Consider the following 20038-nt stretch of genomic DNA (forward strand, 5'->3'; position numbering starts at 1 on the left):
AATCAAAAATAGAGGTTTACAAAATGTTGCGGTAGGAACTATCGTGATGAAACAGCCCAGTAATGGCGTTCTGTCAGGGGCGAAAGCCTAGATAAGAGTCTATATGGGAATCCCCTCGCCTTCAGGCAGGGGAGGTTCAAATTTAAGATTTTTGATCTCGATCACGCCGACGACGATCACGCCATTCCAAGGTAGTCAGATATAAGATACCGCCACTGACAAGGACTAAAAGGGCGATCGCCACTAAAAATAAAACATTGAGAATAGAAATTGATTCCACAACTTAAAAACCTTTACGCCCCCATACTACCATTGCAATAGACCATGTAAATAAAGAAAGTACACCAACCCAACCTAAAGTAAGAATATCCATATTTCCTAAATATTAAAGATTATTTTAAATAAACAGCATACTATATTTTATCATTTATCATCCCTCAAAAACAGTCATTTAGCCAACCATGATCACCATAGGAGAGTTAGGAGAAAACATAGTCAGTAAATGGTTAGAACAATACAACTATCAAGTTTTACATAACCGATGGCACTGCCGATGGGGCGAAATTGATTTGATTGCCCTAGATAACCATAACTCTGAGCTAGTTTTTATTGAAGTTAAAACCCGTAAACCCCAAAATTGGGATCAAAATGGACTAGAAGCAATAAACTCAAATAAACAACAGAAAATTTACACCACCGCCCAAATATTTCTCTCCAAAAATCCCCCATGGCAAAATTATAGTTGTCGTTTTGATTTAATTTTATTAACCTATATCACTAGAAATAATAATTATAGTCACAGTATCATAAAAGTTTTAAATAGCAACCAACTTATGTATGAAAATTATATTTTCACTATAAAAAATCATCTAAAAAATATTTTTTAATCTTGGTTATTTAGAAGCTGTTCAAGAACTTTCTAAAAATATAAAACGCTCTGGAAAAAAGTATTTTTTATTATCCTGAGCTTTTGTATGATTTTCTAAATAACACTATTATAAATATCAGTTAGTTCATATTAGGAATACAAAATTGGATAAGCAAAAAATAAAAACTGCCATAGACTTATTTGCAGGAATTGGGGGATTTAGACTAGCCCTTGAAGAAAATGGGATAGAGTGCATTTATTCTAACGATCATAACAAATATAGTTGTCAAACTTATTCCGCAAACTTTGGAGACATCCATTGTGCAGACTTAAATGACATTTCTGCAGACAGAATACCTAATTTTGACCTACTTTGCGGGGGTTTTCCCTGTCAACCCTTTTCCATTGCAGGAGTTAGTAAAAAACAATCTTTAGGCAGAAAGCATGGTTTTGATGATGAAAAACAAGGTAATTTATTTTTTGAGATTTTAAGAATCATTGACTATCATCAACCAAAAGTAATTTTTTTAGAAAATGTAAAAAATCTAAAAAGTCACGATAAAGGAAATACATGGAAAGTTATTAACAGTAAACTATCTGAAAGAGGTTACTATATTTTTTCACAAATAATTGACGGTAAATATTATCTTCCTCAACATCGAGAAAGAATTTTTATTGTCTGTTTTAATAAAAGTTATTTTCCTGATATTGATTTTATTTTTCCTACACCTCCATCCACAAGATTATATGAATTACAAGATATTATCAAAAAAGATGTAGATAGTAAATATACTTTATCTGACAAACTATGGAGTTATTTACAACAACATAAAAAGAATAGTAAAGCGAAAGGAAATGGTTTTGGCTACGGAATCATCGACGATCAATCAGAATATACCAGAACCCTAAGTGCTAGATATTATAAGGATGGTTCAGAAATTTTAATAAAACAAGCTACTCAAAATCCTCGACGTTTAACCCCCCGTGAGTGTGCAAAATTACAAGGGTTTCCTGATGATTTTATAATTCCAGTATCTGATAATCAGGCTTATAAACAATTTGGAAATTCGGTCATTGTACCATTAATTACTGATATTATTAAGCAAATAAAATTAACTGCTGAATTTATTCAAAATTTGTCACAGTTACCTAGGTTTATTAATGATAATTGGTAAAAGTATTAACTTAAAGTTTATTATTAACAACTAATCTTGGTTAAGTAACGAAAAATCTAAACAAAAACAAGTACCTTTATTCGGAGAAGAAGTAACTTGAATTTCTGCGTCTAATTGTTGAGTTAATAACCTTACTAATCTCAAACCTAAAGATGGACTTTCTTCCCAGTTTAAGTCATCAGGAAATCCTTTACCATTGTCTTTTACTTCTAACATAATATGTTGGTTATCCTTGAGGGATAAATTAATGGAAACTTCTCCTTTACCGTGGGGAAAAGCGTGTTTAAAAGCGTTGGTAACTAATTCGTTGATGAGTAAACCGGCGGGAATAGCTGTTTCGATGTTGAGGTAACATTCGGCAAGGTTGGTGACGGGTTTAATGCCTTCTCGGCTGTTGTTGTAGGAAAGGAAAAGATTGGACACTAGGCGGTTGATGTAGTCAGCGAGGTTTATTTCGGAAAGGTCATCGGACTGGTATAGTTGTTCATGGATGACTGCCATGGTTTGGATACGGTTTTGGCTGTCGTGGAAAAGATTGCGTACTTTTTCATCTTCTACATAACTTGATTGCAGGTTGAGTAATCCTGAGATGACGTACAGGTTATTTTTGACTCGATGATGGATTTCTTTGAGTAAGACTTCTTTTTCTTGCAAAGATTTAAATAGCTTTTCTTCGGCTTCGTGACGTTGGGTTACATCGGTGGAAATTCCGTCAATACTTACCGCCCTACCATATTTATCATAGACTATGTGCGATCGCTCCCTAATCCATCTTTCTTTACCCGTGGATAAAATAATTTTATATTCTAATTCCCAACTTTTATGAATTTCATTTTGTAAAATACCGAGTTTATAACCCTCCAAAATTTCCTGCCATGTATCTTCCACATCTTGACGATATTCTGGCGCCACCATCTCCAATAACAACCCTCGATTTGCCAATATAGAAGCGGGGGAATGTCCATATAAAATTTCACAGGCAGGGTTAATGTAGCGTAAACTCATATCAGGCAAAGACGTTGACCATACTACATCCTGTAATGAACTAAGAACACTATTCAAACGAGACTCACTTTTTTGTAAAGATTCCTCCGCCTGTTTGCGATCGCTTATATCATTAATTACAGCGATAAAGTAAGATGGCTCTACCGATACCCACACCACCGACATAGTAAGATATATCCAAAGATAATCCCCGTGGGGGCGTTTTATCCTAATTTCTCGCTCAAAGGTAGCCCGATTACTAGCCAACAACTCCGACAAATCCGTGAGGGTATCAGAAACATCATCAGGATGAATGAGAGCATGGAAATCCATCTCCGACAACTCATGGCGATTGTAGCCCACCAACTGAGTAAACTTATCATTCACCAAAACCAACTTTCCTGGAAGACTTACCTGCACAATGCCCACCGCCGCTTGGTTAAAGATACTGCGGAATCTTTCTTCACTCAACTTTAGCCTTAGTTGTGCCAGTCTTACCTCCTCAATATCCTGCCCACAGGCAATAATACCAATACCCTCTCCCTTACCATCGGTAAAGCGGTTAACATTCCATAACAAAGTCCTTTCCGTGCCGTCAGCTACCATTACCTTACTTTCTAGGTTTCTTTGTACCTTACCCTCTACCAAAGTAATGTCGAGTTTTTCCTTCAAAATATCCCTATCACTGGGGGCAACAAACAGTAAAAAGTAATCCTCTCCTAAAACAGAATCCCTCGTCCAACCAAATATTTTTTCCGCTTCCTCATTCCATTCCATGATACGATAATCATGGTTTAACACCACTAAAACTGTCCCTGCGGTTTGGACAAAGGTACGTAATTGGGTGGTAGTTTGTTCTAACTCTTCCGTACGATCCTTTACCCTCGTTTCCAACTCTTCATTGAGACTGCGTAATTGTTCCTCAGCTTGTTTTGCCAAAGTAATATCCCGTGCTACAGCATAAAAAGTTCCCTCCTCGTAGGGTAAACTCTTCCATGCTAACCAACGATACATCCCTTCCTTGGTACGCCAACGATTCTCAAAGTTTTGACTGGGGAAACCCCTGCTTAGTCTTTCTAATTCTTCGGCGGTGATTTCCACGTCATCAGGGTGAACAAAAGAAAGCATATTTTTATTGATCATTTCCTCCTCGTCATAGCCAAGGGTGGTGGAAAAACTAGAGTTTACCCGCTTAAATGAGCCATCAACCCCTGCTATACAAAACATATCGAGGGATAAATTGAAAAAGTAGTCTAGTTGTCTTTGGGATTTGGTGCGGAGGGTGGCGGTGGCTAAAACGTTGGCAACGGTTTGCAGAAAGTTGATTTCTTCGGGGCTAAATTTGCGCTGACTTTGGCTATATACCCCGAGAATGCCAAAATAATTATCGTCACTACCCACATTTACCATGGCACCACTGACGGTGTTGATGTTGTGCAGAAAGGGAGGGGGGCTAAATCTTGTTTCTATTAATAAGTCTTCGGTGATGACAGGCTCTTTTACGGTCATGGTGTACCCAGGCATCCAACGGGGAGAAGCCCCTACCCTAGCGACTCCTAGCCACTTTTCCTGCCATCCTACCCCCGCTTTGAGAACGAAGGAGGCTTGATTTGCTTGTAATTCGAGAAAGTTACAGTGTGCAATGTTGAGGGTTTGAGCAATGATTTCGACGGTATTCCTTTCTAATATTTCTAAGTTGTTGGTGGTGAGGGCGGTGTTACCTAACCGAGCGATGGCTGTTTGATATTCTGCTACTTGTATGGCTTTTTGGGCGGATTCTGATTGTTGAATGGCGATCGCCACTTGAGCCGCTAATTTTTGCAATAAATCTAATTCATCCTTTGCCCAGTGTCGAGGAGAGAAGGAATTTTGAGCAGCCAACAAACCCCAGAGATGGTCATGGAATATAATGGGTACGACTAAATTTGCTTGTACTTGAATCCCTAATAATAAATCGAGGTGACAGGGGGATAAATTAGCGGTAAAAACATTATCCGTAGCCTGAATTCTACCATTCAAATAAGGCTTAACAAAATCCTTTGCAAAACAATGATCCTGCACTACTCGCCCTAAAATAGACATAACATTCTTTCCAGCGGATTCAGCAATAATCACCCCATCGCCGTCAGGATATAGTTGATAGACTATCACACGATCGCACTCTAAAAAAGAACGAACCTCATTAACGGTATTACTTAAAATTTCATCCAGATTTAAAGATTTGCGAATACGATAACTAAGACTAGATAATAACTTTTCTTGTTCTACTTGTTTTTGTTCTAACTTTACAGCAGTTTTAAGACTATCTAATTCTTGCTGTTGTTGTCGTAAATAGTTTTGTTGCCAAACAGGATTAAGTACCTCTATCAAATGATGGGGGGTAATTAAACTCAACTTTTCAATTAAATCAGGGGAAATACCACTCACTCCCAAATCACAAAAAGATTTAGATAATTGCTTTTCAGGATTAACATTTTTACTGTGAACTAAAATAGCCCATTTATGTTGTAAAACATTGACAATATTAAGAATATTTTGCTTTAAATAAAAGGATGGAATTTTTTCCAAATTTAACTTTTCAAGATCATAGTTACGCCAATTAGTATCAAGGAAACTTCGGATAATATCATGGGGAGAAATTATTTTTAGCTGGTTATGATGCTGAATAACAAGTCCGTAGGTGCCACAGGTACTAATATATTTTTCAGTAACTTCTAAAATACTATTCTGTTGGTTAACTAAAACTAAATTCGGTTTAACAACACTTTCTAAGGAAATGTTTTGATATAAAGAATCCGTAACTAGATAACGAATTAAACTTTTTGCACTGATAATGCCACTAAAATTATTTTTTTCATTTAAACAACCATAAACATCGTACTGCCCTTGAAAAATCCCTTGGGCGATGGTAAAAATATCAGGTAATTCGGCTTCTTTTTTAATGGGAAAATCTTGACAAAAATTCTTTGCCCGTAGGGAATAAATGTTAACCCCGGTGGCAATTATTTTAATTACTTTCTGAACAGTAATAACCCCTACCGGAGTATAGCTATCAACGACGATTAAACAATCACATCCTTGATTAAACTTGTTTAATACATCCAAAAAAGTAGCTTCTGGGGAAACAGTTATGGGTTGATGATTAATGATTGCCCAATTATTAACTATCGAGACATTTTCTACGGTGGGATAATTCATAACTGTTGAGCTTTGTTACCTATCCCTATCATAGTCGAATTATTCTGGTTTGACTGCATACTCAAAGATTATCAATTATTAGATAATACCATTCACCCATTTTCTTCAAAAGTAATATGATCTGATTCGTAGGAGAAAGGCTCAATATGAATTAAAGTACGTACAGGATGGAATTTTTTTTGTAATTTTGCTTCTACTTTCTCGGTAATGGCATGGGCTGTTTCCACATCTTGAGGTTTGACGATGAGGTGCATTTCAATAAATACTTGTCTGCCTAGTAACCCCCGAGAGGCGATGTCGTGACAATTTATTACCCCTTCTACCCCCATCACTGTTTCATAAATAGATTCAGGGGCGATCGCCATTTGATCCACTAGCCATGGTATATTATTTTGTAAGACATCCCAACCACTTTTAAAAACCAAAAAAGCCACGGGAAATGCTAACCAAACATCGAGGGTTTGTAGGGCGAAAATATAACCTTGATTAGATGCCCAGACGGCGATTAATCCCGCTAAAACAGTGATTGTTACCCATACATCCCCCATGGTATGACTAGCATCGGCAATGAGAATTGGACTACCCAGTTTTTTGCCCACCCTACGCTCATACAAGGCGACAAATATATTTATCCCCAATACTAAAAATAATAGCCACAATTCAGCACTATTAATGGTTATGGCTTCACTAGGGGTAAAGATACGGGCGATCGCACTTTTAAAGATTTCAAAACAAGCAATACCTAAAAAAACCGCCACCCCTAATGCCCCAAGGGCTTCAAACTTCTGGTGTCCATAAGGATGATCTCGATCTGGAATAGGGGAAGAAAGTTGATTTGTCACCAAACCCAAAATATTATTTACCCCATCGGTGACACTATGGAGCGCATCCGCTTGTAAACTAAGAGAACCTGTTACGACTCCGATTACCCCTTTAATAGCCACCACCGTCATATTTAGTACAAGGGTAATTATCAATACTTCCCGAACTTTTTTCCTGATGTCTTTTGCCATAATTATCCATTGTCAATTATCCATGGTCTATGAACCAGTTTAGTTATAATGATTGTGGGAAAGCTATATATTTAATTATACGATTTACAATGCGAAACTATAAGGTAACTATTCATAACCGCCAAGAAAACACCACAAAAACAGTCATAGTACCCGAAGATGAATATATTTTAAAAACCGCCGAACATCAAAATACCGATGCCCCCTTTTCCTGTCGCAACGGCGCCTGTACTACCTGTGCGGTGAGGGTAATTGAAGGAGAGGTGTATCAACCCGAAGCCATGGGCTTATCCCCTGATTTACAAAAAGAGGGTTACGCTTTGTTATGTGTAAGTTATCCTCGCTCAGATTTAGTGGTAGAAACCCAAGACGAAGATGAGGTTTACGAGTTACAATTTGGACGTTATTTTGGTCGTGGAAAAGTCCGTTTTGGTTTCCCCATTGAGGATGATTAAGTTTTGGCTCGATGGTTATAATGGCTAGGTTAAAAGGGTTTGTGCTTCCTATTATTCTTTGTTGTCTATTGTTTTCTTGGGGACAAAATGTTTCATCGGATAACTTGGTTTCTGGGCAACTGGTGCGCATAGTTAGTGGGCAAACCCTAGAAGTGGCTATTGATAATCAAATTTATCGAGTACGATTAAACGGTTTAGATGTGCCTGAGAGTCAAGGAAAAATAGCCGAAAAAACAATATTGGATCTACTTACAAATAATGGTCAAAATCCCATAAATTCTATTTCTGTTACCCTTGAAACGGATTTAACCTCAAAAGATTCCTTTGGTCGTCTTTCTGGCTATGTATGGCTAAATTCTGATTTTATTAATCGAAAAATTATAGAGGAAGGAAGTGCGATCGCCAATTTAACCTACACGGATGGGAAATATGACGATATTTTAATCAATGCCCAAAACTACGCCCGAATCATGGATAAAGGAATTTGGAAAGATAGAAGAAAGGGTAATGAGGAGTGGGGGAGATAATATGAAATATTATTAGTATGAATGATCGTTAAAATATTATCACTATTGCCCAATTAACCTAAAAATCATAGCCAATTCACCAACGTTACATAAATGAAAGACTATCGTAATCTATTATCAGATTTAATCCACCAGTATCAAAAGCGAGTAGATTTTTTGAGTATTCGCCTAGAAAACTCTGAGGGTACTAATATAGCCCTGAGAAATGGGGCGGTGGAAACCCTGAGCGAGGGAATATCCACAGGGGGACAGGTAAGGGCTTGTTATAAGGGGGGTTGGGGTTTTGCTACCTTTAACGATTTATCACAGCTAAAAGAAAGGGTAGAAGAGGCGATCGCCTTTGCCCGTATCATAGGAGATGATGAGACTATCCTTGCCCCCGTAGAAAAAGTAGAAGTTAGTTGTCAGTTACCCCTCACGGGTACAAATCCCCGTTTAATTCCCCTTGACCATAAAAAAGCTCTGTGCGACCATTACTATAATATTCTTAAAAATTATCATTCCGCCATCAACTCTGCATCCGTTACCTACTACGACTCCCAACAAGAAATTATCCTCGCCACCTCCGAAGGGAGTATGATCAAACAATCTTGGATAGATAGTGAAATGCGTTTTAGTGCGATCGCCCAAAAAGCCAATCAACGGGAAACAGGGCGAGAAACCACAGGCACAAGAAAGGGTTATGAAGACTTAACCAACCTAGATAAACAAATAGAAAGCGCCTCTGCCCGTGCCGTAAATGCCCTCAGTTTATCCTCCGTCAAAGGGGGTAAATATCCCGTAGTAATTGACCCTATTCTCACAGGATTATTTGTCCATGAAGCTTTTGGGCATCTTTCCGAAGCCGACATGGCCTATGAAAACCCCGATTTACTCGAAGTAATGACCATGGGGCGAAAATTTGGCGGAGAATTTTTACAAATTTTTGACGGAGCAATGCCCGAAGGACACCGAGGTAGTTATTATTATGATGACGAAGGCACTAAGGCTACCACCACCCAATTAATTAAAGACGGGATATTAGTAGGGCGCCTACACTCACGGGAAACCGCTGGAAAATTGGGAGAAAAACCCACAGGAAATGCCCGTTGTCTAAACTACCATTATCCCCCCATCGTCCGCATGACAAACACTTGGATTGGCAGAGGAGAAACTCCCGTTAAGGACTTATTTAAAAATATCTCTGAGGGGGTATATGCTTCTAACTGGTTAGGAGGTATGACCAATGGAGAGATGTTTACCTTCACCGCAGGGGAGGCTTGGATGATTCGGGATGGACACGTTGCTGAACCTATTAAAAATGTCACCCTCTCAGGTAATGTCTTTAAAACCTTAGCACAAATAAGTGCGATCGGTGATGACTTTTATTGGGATGAATCGGGAGGCTGTGGTAAAGGAGGGCAATCAGGTTTAGCCGTAGGATGCGCCGGCCCTAGTTTACGCATCGAAGAAGTAGTTATCGGCGGAGAAAACATCGAGTAATCCACCATATCAGGTAATTATAAAAAGCCATCTATCGGACTTGAACCGACAACCTTATCATTACAAGTGATGTGCTCTACCAATTGAGCTAAGATGGCAAGTTTAGTATTCTAAAATACTGTTTAGTAGATACAAAAACTACTTTTTTATTTGCAAAATATATTATAACCAATAGAGTGGGGAGTTTGTCAAGCCCACATTTACCCCCCACCAATTTATCCACAGCATCTCCCTCAATACCCCAAAGCAATCAATAATATATTCATCAAACAAAGCTAAATGTTATACTGTTTAAGTAAATTCTTCCCCACAAATCTCTAAATTTGATTTACTCATGGGAAGATGTCAATATTGTTATGAGTTTTGACACGGGAAATTTGCGCACTACTGTGAATAATTATTATCAAATTTTAGGGGTTGAACCCTCAGCAACACTGACAGATATAAAAAAAGAGTTTCGTACTCTGGCAAGGCGTTACCATCCAGACTTAAATCCGGGGGATAAAAGTGCCGAAGAAATGTTTAAAAAGATAAATGAAGCCTATGACACCCTTTCAGATGACAGTAAACGCTCCCAATATGACCTCTTAATTGGTACTTCCCGCCGTCGTGTAGTTCGTCCAAAAGGTAACAATGGTTCTGGTTTTCCCTTTACTAATATTAATAACGTTTGGGATGACTTGCGCAACAATTCTAAAAATAATATTCCGAGAAATAATGTTTCTGGGGGTAATAACGCTGGAGTAAATCGCACCCGCCCCACCCGTACAGAGGATTATCAATCTAGCACCGCTAAACGCATCAAATCCGTCCCCCCTCGCCCCAAATCCAAGGATATAGAAGCAAAATTATCCCTCCCCCTAGAAAAGGCTTATTTAGGGGGTAGAGAGCGCATTCGCCTAGAAGATGGACGCTCCCTCGAAATTGATATGCCAGCGGCCATGTACCATGGACAAAAAATAAGACTAAAAGGACAAGGAATTAGGGGGGGTGATTTATACCTCAAAATCTTAATTGAAGAGCATCCCTTCTTTAAATTACAAAAAACGGATATTTCCTGTGAAATTCCCGTCACCCCCGCAGAAGCCATCGTCGGAGGGGCCATTGAAATTCCCACCATTGATGGTTTGGTAAAAATGAATGTACCTCCCGGAGTTAAATCTGGACAAAGGTTAAAACTAGCAGATAAAGGTTATCCCAACATTAGAGGGGAAAGAGGCGACCAAATGGTTATTTTACGCATTGTACCCCCTAATCAGGTTTCTGAACAAGAAAAAGAACTATATAAACAAATTCGGGAAATAGAAACTTTTAATCCCCGTCAAAGCTTATTAGATTACTACCAATAACTCCGCTCCCTAAAGTGAGTAGATTTTTGCTTCATAGAGTGATGCCTTTCAAAAGTAAACTTCTTTCTTAATTTTTGTCTTAAACAGCCTCTGCTGGTTTATTTCCCTGAAATCTCGCCTTAGCCCTTGATTTTTTTTCCTCTTCCTTATCTACAGCCACAAATTCAATATGATTAAATAAAGTAGTTACAAAGGCAAATAGTAGGAAAGGTAAAGATAAAACCAAAACAATACCCACCGTAGCAAAGGCATAAATTTGTCTGGTGCTACTCCAAAGAGCAAGGGTACTTGCTAAACTAATAAAAATTACAATTAACCAAATAATAATTTGAGCGTAAATATCCCCAAAGGATAAAGTGCAAATCATACGATACTTATTTTCGTTATTCATAGTCCTAATAAAAAATTACTATCTTTAACCTAAAGCTGTAAGTCCGTTTTAGCTCATATTTTAAGATTTTTACCAGATTTGCAATAACAATTTACATTGTTTTTTCTTTAGAAAAAATTAAGATTTCCTCAAAATTTGAATAACTATCAATATTAAGATATTTTTTTCATAATCGAGTTTAAATTTTTAGCTATGATTCTTTATAGAAAAGATTTTAAGGAATTATATTATGGATATAAATGAACTCGTTAATAATAGGGACTATACCTTAATTATTGATAAAAGTAGTAGTCTAAATACCGACGACGGCATCGGTAAAACTCGCTGGGAAATTGCCCAAGAATCAACCTTTGCCCTTGCCCAGAAATGTGATGAATTAGATTATGATGGCATCACTATCTATCTCTATTCAGGGCGTTTTCGTCGCTACGATAATGTCACCGCTGATAAAATCAAAGAAATTTATGCTGTAAATGAGCCGATGGGCAAATCTGACTTAAAAAGTGTACTTCAAGATGCCCTTGATAACTACTTTCAAAGAAAAGCAGAAGGAAAAGCCAAAGCCAACGGTGAAACTATGTTAGTTATTACTGATGGTATCCCTGATGAGCCAAAAGAGATTATAAAATTAATCATTGATGCTAGTCATAAAATAGACAAGGATGAGGAATTGGGAATTTCCTTTATCCAAATCGGTAAAGATAGAAAAGCCACGGAATACTTTAAAGCCTTGGATGATTTATTAGAGGAAGCGGGAGCAAAATTTGATATTGTCGATACTATCACCCTTGAAGATATGCAACAAATGCCCCTTTCTCAGGTACTGTTAAACGCTTTAATTGATTAAATTATAGTAGGGTGGGCATTGCCCACCACTGTATCTATTTTAAATATCCGATGACAGCATAATCTTGACAGCCATAAAAGTATTTACTAAACCTCAAGGCTAATTCATCCCCTATTAGGCTTTGATTGGGGATAGGATGTAGTTTCAAGACTTCCACCCGAGGAAAACCTACTGATTCCAACATAAATGTTAGGGTAGCACTAGGAATGGGATTACGGTGAGTAGGATCGTTATAAAAATTGCAACTACCTACCAAGGTATTTTCAGGATTAGGTGTTTCAAATATTACCATGCCATGGGGTTTTAACACTCGTAAACATTGGTGAAATAGGTTTAAAACTACTTCAAGGGGTAAATGTTCGACAATATGGAATCCTGTTACTGCATCAACGGAGTTATCTTCGAGAGATTTTAAATACTCGACACCATCACAAATAATCACGTTTAAACCACGGTCATTACAATCTTGACCCATTACCCGATTAAGATCAACCCCAATACCTTGATATCCCAATTCTTGAACAATTTGCAACCATTCTCCTCTACCACAACCCACATCGACGAAAAGAGAGTTTGTTTTGTCAATATTTAAACTTTCAATAAGATAACCATAGTCTTTTTTGAGAACATTTTTAATATCTTCTTTATCTCCTCTAAATTTATCTTCAAAGGCTAAATAAAAGCTATCTAAGCTATTATCAGCTAGACGATTATTAATCTCTTTTTTTACAGAAATATGTTCTTTAATATCTTTACTATTAATTTTTTTAGTTAAAGATTGAATTAATTCTTCTTGCTGATATAATGTTTTATGTAAGTAAATATTTTTTTGAATTAAATTATCATTTGTTATACTTAATTGCTTGAAAGATAATTTAAGTTGTTCAATTTCCCACTGATATTTGGCAAAGTTATTATTTATTTCTTTTTGTAAGATTCGACTATTCTTTTCTATATCTTTTCTAAAATTATCTTGTTCATGCTTTATTTCTTTTTTTGTTTTGGTTAGTGTTTCTTCTACTTGCTTGACATTTTCTCTGTATTTATTAACATTTTTGATATTAGTAAGCAGTTGTTTATCTGTTTTTTCTAGAACTTTTAGAGCATTAATTATATTGAAATTTACTTCTCTTTGATCTTTCAAAATATAAGCTAAAATTTTTAGTAAAAATTTGCCTATAAAGCTATTAAATAGTGAAAGATAGGAATTATTAAAAGATTTAGGAAGAGTAGATCTTACTTTGCTTCTTTCTGTAGCAAGATTGATAAAATGCTTGAATTCTTGGTCATCTATATTTTTGATGGGGGTATTATCTAGTTGAGTATTTACAGAGGTAGGAGTCGTAGAAGAATAAGATTGGTTATGGAGATTAGTTTTTATTTTTTGATTAATGTCGGTAATAGTAATCCGAGGAATGTAAGACTCTAACATAATATATTTAGAAAATAATAAATATAATAAATTAATTATACGAAAAACTCAATATTATCGATTACAGAGAAAAAAATATACTAATTTGATGTAAATAAATTCAATGTACAATCTGAATTGATGATGACAATGTCTAAGTTTTAAAATAAGAATGAAAAAAGTGTGAAGTTGAGGTAAGTTATGATTAGCAACCCTAACGGTGTGAGTGAAGCCCATGACAAATCCACAATCTCCTCAACCAGAGGAAAATTCTAATACCATTTTTGGTAAGGTTAAACGAGTAGTTACTTCTCCCCAAACTATTATTATTGTAGTAGTAGGTGCAGGTGCGATCGCCTCGGGGGCATATTTAGGGGCAAAATATGTTATCACCGAAGTCATACCAGATACCATTGAAGAAGAATTAAAAAAAGCCCTTGATAGAGAAGTAAACATCGGGGAAATAAGTAGTTTTGGTTTCACTCACATCACCATCGATGATGTTACCCTCCCCCCCACCAGCGAAGATAACAGTTTCGTCGAAATACAAAATATCAACGCCCGATTTAACCCTCTTAATATCCTTTTTCAAAACCATCTCCCCCTCCATATTACCATCGAAGAAATTACCGCCCTTGGGCAACTAGACACCCTCATCACCGTTGACGAAGAAGAAATAGCAGAAATCCCCGAAACCATTGACTTACCAGAATTACCCATTACCGCCGACATTAATCTTACCGTAGAAAAAGCCACCCTCGCTATCACCCCCAACGCCACAACCCAAGCCGTTGACATAGAAAATAAAATCAACCTTAACCTTCTCTACAACAACGACACCAACCCCCTCAGTTATGACATTCAATCCCAGATAGAAAATAGTAATATCAACCTCACAGGGGAAACCATCCTCTCCACCACCCAAAGTAACAATCAAATTCAGATAACCAACTTCGATTTAACGCAAATTAATCCTATTCTTTCCACCCTTCCCCTCAACCTCACCCAAGGATTAATAAATACCAACCTAGAAATAAATATCCCCTCCTTTGATAACCTTGTAGAAACTCAAGGTAGAGGAAGCATTGCCATTACCGAAGTAGAAGGAGATTATATCTTTTTAGGCGAAAATGATACTCAAGCCATCATCCAACCCCTTCGCAGTGAAGCCTACATTACCATTAACGGGCAAATCATCAACCTTCAAGAAATTAACGCTAGTTTTGGTAACCTAGCAGGAAATCTAACGGGAAACATTGACTTAAATCAAGGTTACGACATTCAAGGAAATCTTAATCCCATTAATGTTAACGATGCCCTTGCTTCTGTTGCCCTTATTTCTCCTATCAATATTAACGGCATTCTTCAAGGGGATTTAACTATCACAGGGGAAATTGACAACCCACAAATTAACACTAATATCGATATTGAAAATACCATAGTTGATCAAGTTGAACTAGGTCAAACCCTTTTTTCCTTAGATGGTAACTTAGACGAAATTCGTTTAAATAGATTACAAATTAATCCCATGGCAGGGGGAGAAGTTTTAATATCGGGTTTAATAAATACTAATCTTAGGGAAAAAATAGCTAATCAAGAAGAAATAAATATTAATGATTTACCCCTACAAATAAATCTCGATGCCGACTTACCTACCCAAGAATTAATTAACGTTTATAATCTTTTACCCCCCGATATAAGAGTTAATCGACTACAAGCCACGGGAAACATTACAGGAAAGATTGGCAACCCCTCCGCTTTAATTACCTTTAACCTGCCCGATGATGGTAGCCAAGCATTAGGTAATATTGCGGGTAGGGGAGAGTTAGCCTACGACAACAATCAACTCAGGGTTAATAATACTCAGTTAATAGTTAACGATGGCACTATAGATATTGATGCCTTAACAAACTTAGAAACCAATAGCTGGAATGCCGACTTAGCTATCAATTCCATTACCCTAACTCCCTTTGTGCGTCAATACTGCTTAACCATGGGTAATTGCCCAGAAAATATTAACACCGCCACCCTAATAAGTGCCAATCAGGGTAATATTCAAGCAAGGGGTAATTTTAATAATCTCGATTTAGATAACATTGATGCCATTACCAATCTACAATTAACGATAGATGGGGGAAATGTAGTATTGGATAGCCGTTTAGAAAACGGTGTTATCCTTGCCAATGCCGATGCACGAAATATTAATCTTAATAATCTCATACCAGATTTTGCCGTAGATACTAACATCATTAGCAGTAACCTACAGTTAGAAAGTAGTATCCAAGAATTAATTACCCTTGGGCAACAAAACCTTACCACCCTTAACCTCAATCTTACCAGTGAGGTATTAGTAAACGGAGGATTAGTAAATCTTTCAGGGGAGGTTAATCCTCAAAATACCGCTTTTCTTGCCACCGCCTCAGAAATTAACTTCAATAATCTTAATGCCCCCTCTCCCATTACCATCGAAACCAGTAGGGTTAATTTATCCTTAGTGACTTCTGAATTGATTAATAATCAAACTAACTTTACATCCCTTGATAGTATCATTGCTTCTTTACCCAGTTTGGTAGTAAATGCAGATAATCGTCTTCGGGGAGGAGGAGGAATTGTCACCAGTCAGACGAATATTCGTAACGGATTAGTTAGGGTAAATGCCAATGCCCAAAATATTAATGCCCAACAATTGATTGCTAATTTTCCCCTCGATGTCAATCAAGTTAATAGTCGGATTAATCTTAATGTCTCTCTCCAAGAGGTTGTTGCCACGGCTATCAATTATCTCGATACTCAAACTTTATCTTCCCTCAATAGTCTGGTAGTAAATGCTAATAGTAACTTTAATGTTGCCCAAGGGGAAGGGGTTGCGGTGACTAATATTAGTAACAATCAATGGGGTATTAATTTAAATACTGAAAATATAAATGTTGATAACTTTGCCCAACAATTAGACTTAAATTTAGATAATCAATTACTGGCTACTTCTCCCCTAAATAGTCAGGTAAATTTGCGGGGAAGTCTTGCCCCTATTTTTAGTAACAATCCCTCAGCAGGGGTGGAAGTTACCCAAGCCTTGGTTAATTTGGGTGAGAATAACCTTAGTGCGAGGGGAAGGTTTGATGTGGTTAATTTATTTTCGAATATTGATATAAATAATCTGGCTTTGGATATAGAAACCCAAGCAGATTTGGAGACGATTCCTGCTAATGCGATTTTGGCACAATTTCCCCAAGAGGAGGGTATTCGGTTATTACCTGATGAGGCAAATTTATCAGGGATAGGTGATTTTGTGGGTAGATTAACGGGTAACAATCTTTTGACAAATCCCCTCGGAGAAAATAATCTGCGTTTGGTGGGGGATGTGAAGTTAGCTAATTTGATATTCAATGATATTCAATTTGAACCTTTGTTGGCTGGTAGTTTGAATGTTAATGGTAGTCAGGGAATTATTCTTGATTTACGGGGTGAGGAGGATGTTATCTATGCAAGGTTGATACCTAATAATATTACCCCTGTTACTTCTGATAATTATATTGCTTTTATTCCTGACCAAGTGCTGATTTCTCAGGGGGGAGAGGATGGTTTTTTGGTGCAAGGGGAAAGACAAGGGGAGGAGTTTACGGCTACGGTTAATAATTTCAATTTGGCTAGTTTAAGGATTAGCCCTGTGGTAAATTTTGGTATTGTGGGTAATTTACAGGGTAGGGTAGAACAACAGACAACGGTTAATTTAAGGGATTTTAGTAGTCGGGGAAATATTCGTTTAAGGGAAATTGGTATCGGTAATATCATCGCCAATGAAATTAATGCAGATTTTGTGTTTAGGGATGATGTGGCGCAGTTGCGGGAGGCTTCTTTGCGTTTTGGGGATAGTGTTTATGCTTTGCAGGGTAGTTTTAATCTTGCCACTCAGGATATTGAGGGTAGGGTAAATGTGGATGGGGATGTGAGGGATATTTTTACGACTTTACAAATTAGTGATGTGGAAACTTTGGCTTCCATTGTGCAACAAATTCAAACCCAAGATGTTTTTGCGTCGGCGGATAGTATTCCTCCTCAATCTTTGGGTGATGGGGATGATACCATCGGTAATCAGGTTAATTTATTGGCGAGTGTTGATAGGCAAATTAAGGAGGTTGCTAGGCAAATTCAGGAGGGGGGAATTCCTACTAATTTGGATGTGATGGGGGGTTATCAGGGAGAAATTATCATCGGTGGTAATTTGAGTAATCCTGTGGTGGATGTGGATTTTGAGGGGCGTAATTGGCAATGGTTACCTCAACCTGCTTATCCTGATATTGTGGATGGTTTGGGGTTGGTTATCCAACAGAGTCAACCTGTGATTATTCCTCAAGTTTCTTTACGGGCGCAGTTTAGGGATAATAATTTAGAAGTTCAACCTTTTGTTTTAGCGGTAAATGATAGTGAGGTGACTTTTGCTGGTAATTTGTCTTTGAATCGGCAGGAGGGAGAGTTTAGGGTTGCTAATTTATCTTTAGACACTTTCAGCGCCCTTATTCCTGACTCTGATTTTGGGGGAATTTTGGATATGGAGGGAAGATTGGCTGGTAATTTATTAAATCCTGTGATTGAGGGAAATGTGGTGGTGAGGGATAGTAGTTTTGATGGGGCAATTTTGGCACAGGAAGTGAAGGGGGATTTTGTTTACAGGGATTATTTGTTTAGTTTTGCTTCTACGGCACCCGAGGAAATTCAGATAACTTCTACCATACCTTATCATCCTTTGTTTGCTGCTCCTTTTCCGGCTACTTTAAATGTGTCTCTTGCGAAGGAGGCTTTGGAGGTGTTGGGAATTTTAACGAAGGGGCAGTTGGCGTTGACGGGGGGAGATGCTAATGCGCAGTTTGAGGTGGAAATTGCTTCTCTTAATCGTTTTATTGCTAATCCCGATTTGAATCAGGTGCAACTTAAGGGAAGGGTAAATTTGGATAATGCGCAGTTGGAGTCTTCTAGTATTGAGGATTCTGTAATTGTGTCTGGGGAGGTTGATATTGATGGCGGTGCGATCGCCCTTAACCAAGTACAAGCTAAAATAAAGGATACTGAGGTTAATCTGGGGGGTAGTTTACCTTTAACCAATGCCCAACCTGACAACGAAAATCCCCTCACCATTTCCATCCCTAACCAAACCCTTGACTTAACCAACCTCTATCGAGGGGGAGTCAACGCCGAAATCCGCATCGATGGCACCGTGTTAAACCCCGTTATCGGAGGCTTTTTCCAACTAGCAAGGGGTAGAGTAAGCATCCCTAACCTTAACAATAATGGACAAAACCTTAGCCCAGAAGAAATCAACATCGCCAGTCAATGGTTGGGGGAAAACGGCTTTACAGAAGAAAGTATTTTTCAACCACAAATCAACAACCTAGAAGTTAGCTTAAGGGATCTTGATATTTCGCAATTTGGGGTTTATCGCTTCCTATTTGACGGTGATTTAATGGTAAACGGTACGGGACTAAATCCTGAAAACATAACCGCTGACGGCGAATTAAACCTCCGTAGAGGAAGAATTACCTTGGGTACATCATCTCCCTTTGGCTTTGTAGGTAGTGCCATTACAGAACAAACTACATTTTTCCTCTCTCGCACCAATCAAAATAGAATTATCTTTAGACCAGATCAAAGTTTATTCAATCCAGAAGTAGATATATTAGTAGAAGGAGATGTAGTAGATTACTCCCGACAACTCAATACTACCAGAAGCAGCGAAATTTCAGATCCCATCGTCAGGGGAGGTAGAGGAGAAACCATCAGGGTAGAATTAGCCATTACAGGTAACTTAGAATCCCTCACCCCCTTAATTGCAGGTACCGCAGAAAATAACCCTTGTAATATTCCTCCCTCCCAAACCTTTAGCAAAACAGAAGGTTGGGCGCCAGAAACCCTAGAAGCTGTTGCCCAATGTACTAATACTGCAGGAAGTTTTAACCCCGAAAACTCTAACCTCGAAATTCTTAACTCTCCCCTCGTCAGACTTAACAGTATCCCGGGGCGTAGTCAGGGGGAATTAGTTAACCTGATTGTGGGGGGACAATTTTTTGGTTTACTCGATCAACTAGAAGGGGCTGGTAATATTGATTTAATAGAAACTGGACTATTACAATTTATTGTTGTACCCTTGCTCGGAGATCTTACTTTTGGTATCAATGAAAGGGTTAGTACCTGGGGAAGTCCTTTAGGAATGGGCGATTTAAGGGTATTTCCTCTCGTTGAAGGGGTTTATCCCCTCGAAAATCGTTCTAACATTTCTGTATCCTATGATTATATCTTTAACGAATTTAGGGTACGGTATCAAAGAAGATTTTAACGTCAAGGTT

Annotated in this window: 14 protein-coding genes and 1 tRNA gene; 8 read left to right on the forward strand and 7 right to left on the reverse strand. The window is 37.8% G+C overall.

What is annotated here, in order from left to right; translation table 11 throughout:
- Positions 1–142: 142 nt before the first annotated feature.
- The gene (locus ACXITR_RS10435; protein ID WP_201150088.1) at positions 143–280 is read right to left on the reverse strand and encodes a hypothetical protein; all 138 of its coding nucleotides are present in this window, start codon (positions 278–280) and stop codon (positions 143–145) included.
- A gap of 3 nt (positions 281–283) precedes the next feature.
- Entirely contained in the window at positions 284–373 is a 90-nt protein-coding gene (gene petN, locus ACXITR_RS10440) for a cytochrome b6-f complex subunit PetN (RefSeq protein ID WP_015222656.1), read from the reverse strand.
- 88 nt (positions 374–461) lie between these two features.
- On the opposite strand from petN, the gene ACXITR_RS10445 reads away from it, so the two are divergent.
- Complete coding sequence (locus tag ACXITR_RS10445; RefSeq protein WP_457997164.1) at positions 462–887, forward strand: YraN family protein; 426 nt, start codon at positions 462–464, stop codon at positions 885–887.
- A gap of 145 nt (positions 888–1032) precedes the next feature.
- Positions 1033–2043 (forward strand): DNA (cytosine-5-)-methyltransferase, encoded by a 1011-nt coding sequence (gene dcm / locus ACXITR_RS10450; RefSeq protein ID WP_457997165.1) that lies wholly within the window; start codon positions 1033–1035, stop codon positions 2041–2043.
- Between the two features lie 30 nt (positions 2044–2073).
- Here the strand turns inward: dcm and ACXITR_RS10455 are convergent, their stop codons facing one another.
- Positions 2074–6225: a PAS domain S-box protein gene (locus ACXITR_RS10455; RefSeq protein ID WP_457997166.1), complete on the reverse strand. Its 4152-nt coding sequence runs from the start codon at positions 6223–6225 to the stop codon at positions 2074–2076.
- 92 nt (positions 6226–6317) lie between these two features.
- Complete coding sequence (locus ACXITR_RS10460) at positions 6318–7238, reverse strand: cation diffusion facilitator family transporter (protein WP_457997167.1); 921 nt, start codon at positions 7236–7238, stop codon at positions 6318–6320.
- An 89-nt stretch (positions 7239–7327) separates the two neighbouring features.
- On the opposite strand from ACXITR_RS10460, the gene ACXITR_RS10465 reads away from it, so the two are divergent.
- From ACXITR_RS10465 to ACXITR_RS10475, 3 genes are all read left to right on the forward strand, one after another.
- Positions 7328–7693 (forward strand): 2Fe-2S iron-sulfur cluster-binding protein, encoded by a 366-nt coding sequence (locus tag ACXITR_RS10465; protein WP_457997168.1) that lies wholly within the window; start codon positions 7328–7330, stop codon positions 7691–7693.
- Between the two features lie 20 nt (positions 7694–7713).
- Positions 7714–8220 (forward strand): thermonuclease family protein, encoded by a 507-nt coding sequence (locus ACXITR_RS10470; protein WP_457997169.1) that lies wholly within the window; start codon positions 7714–7716, stop codon positions 8218–8220.
- Positions 8221–8313: 93 nt separating this feature from the next.
- Positions 8314–9702: a TldD/PmbA family protein gene (locus ACXITR_RS10475; protein ID WP_457997170.1), complete on the forward strand. Its 1389-nt coding sequence runs from the start codon at positions 8314–8316 to the stop codon at positions 9700–9702.
- 25 nt (positions 9703–9727) lie between these two features.
- On the opposite strand, the gene ACXITR_RS10480 is transcribed toward ACXITR_RS10475, so the two are convergent.
- A tRNA-Thr gene (locus ACXITR_RS10480) sits at positions 9728–9800 on the reverse strand.
- 258 nt (positions 9801–10058) lie between these two features.
- Between ACXITR_RS10480 and ACXITR_RS10485 the strand changes: the two genes are divergently transcribed.
- The gene (locus tag ACXITR_RS10485) at positions 10059–11051 is read left to right on the forward strand and encodes a DnaJ C-terminal domain-containing protein (protein ID WP_457997171.1); all 993 of its coding nucleotides are present in this window, start codon (positions 10059–10061) and stop codon (positions 11049–11051) included.
- A 79-nt stretch (positions 11052–11130) separates the two neighbouring features.
- Here ACXITR_RS10485 and ACXITR_RS10490 read toward each other — a convergent pair whose 3' ends face one another.
- Positions 11131–11442 carry a hypothetical protein gene (locus ACXITR_RS10490; protein WP_457997172.1) on the reverse strand — a complete coding sequence of 104 codons (312 nt, stop codon included), beginning with the start codon at positions 11440–11442 and terminating at the stop codon, positions 11131–11133.
- A 229-nt stretch (positions 11443–11671) separates the two neighbouring features.
- On the opposite strand from ACXITR_RS10490, the gene ACXITR_RS10495 reads away from it, so the two are divergent.
- Positions 11672–12289, forward strand: a complete 618-nt coding sequence (locus ACXITR_RS10495; RefSeq protein ID WP_457997173.1) for a hypothetical protein — start codon at positions 11672–11674, stop codon at positions 12287–12289.
- 34 nt (positions 12290–12323) lie between these two features.
- On the opposite strand, the gene ACXITR_RS10500 is transcribed toward ACXITR_RS10495, so the two are convergent.
- Positions 12324–13721 (reverse strand): methyltransferase domain-containing protein, encoded by a 1398-nt coding sequence (locus ACXITR_RS10500; protein WP_457997174.1) that lies wholly within the window; start codon positions 13719–13721, stop codon positions 12324–12326.
- A gap of 214 nt (positions 13722–13935) precedes the next feature.
- Between ACXITR_RS10500 and ACXITR_RS10505 the strand changes: the two genes are divergently transcribed.
- A complete protein-coding gene (locus ACXITR_RS10505) occupies positions 13936–20028 on the forward strand; it encodes a translocation/assembly module TamB domain-containing protein (RefSeq protein ID WP_457997175.1) in 6093 nt (2030 codons plus the stop codon).
- Positions 20029–20038 lie beyond the last annotated feature (10 nt).

Source organism: Cyanobacterium sp. (assembly GCF_054166785.1).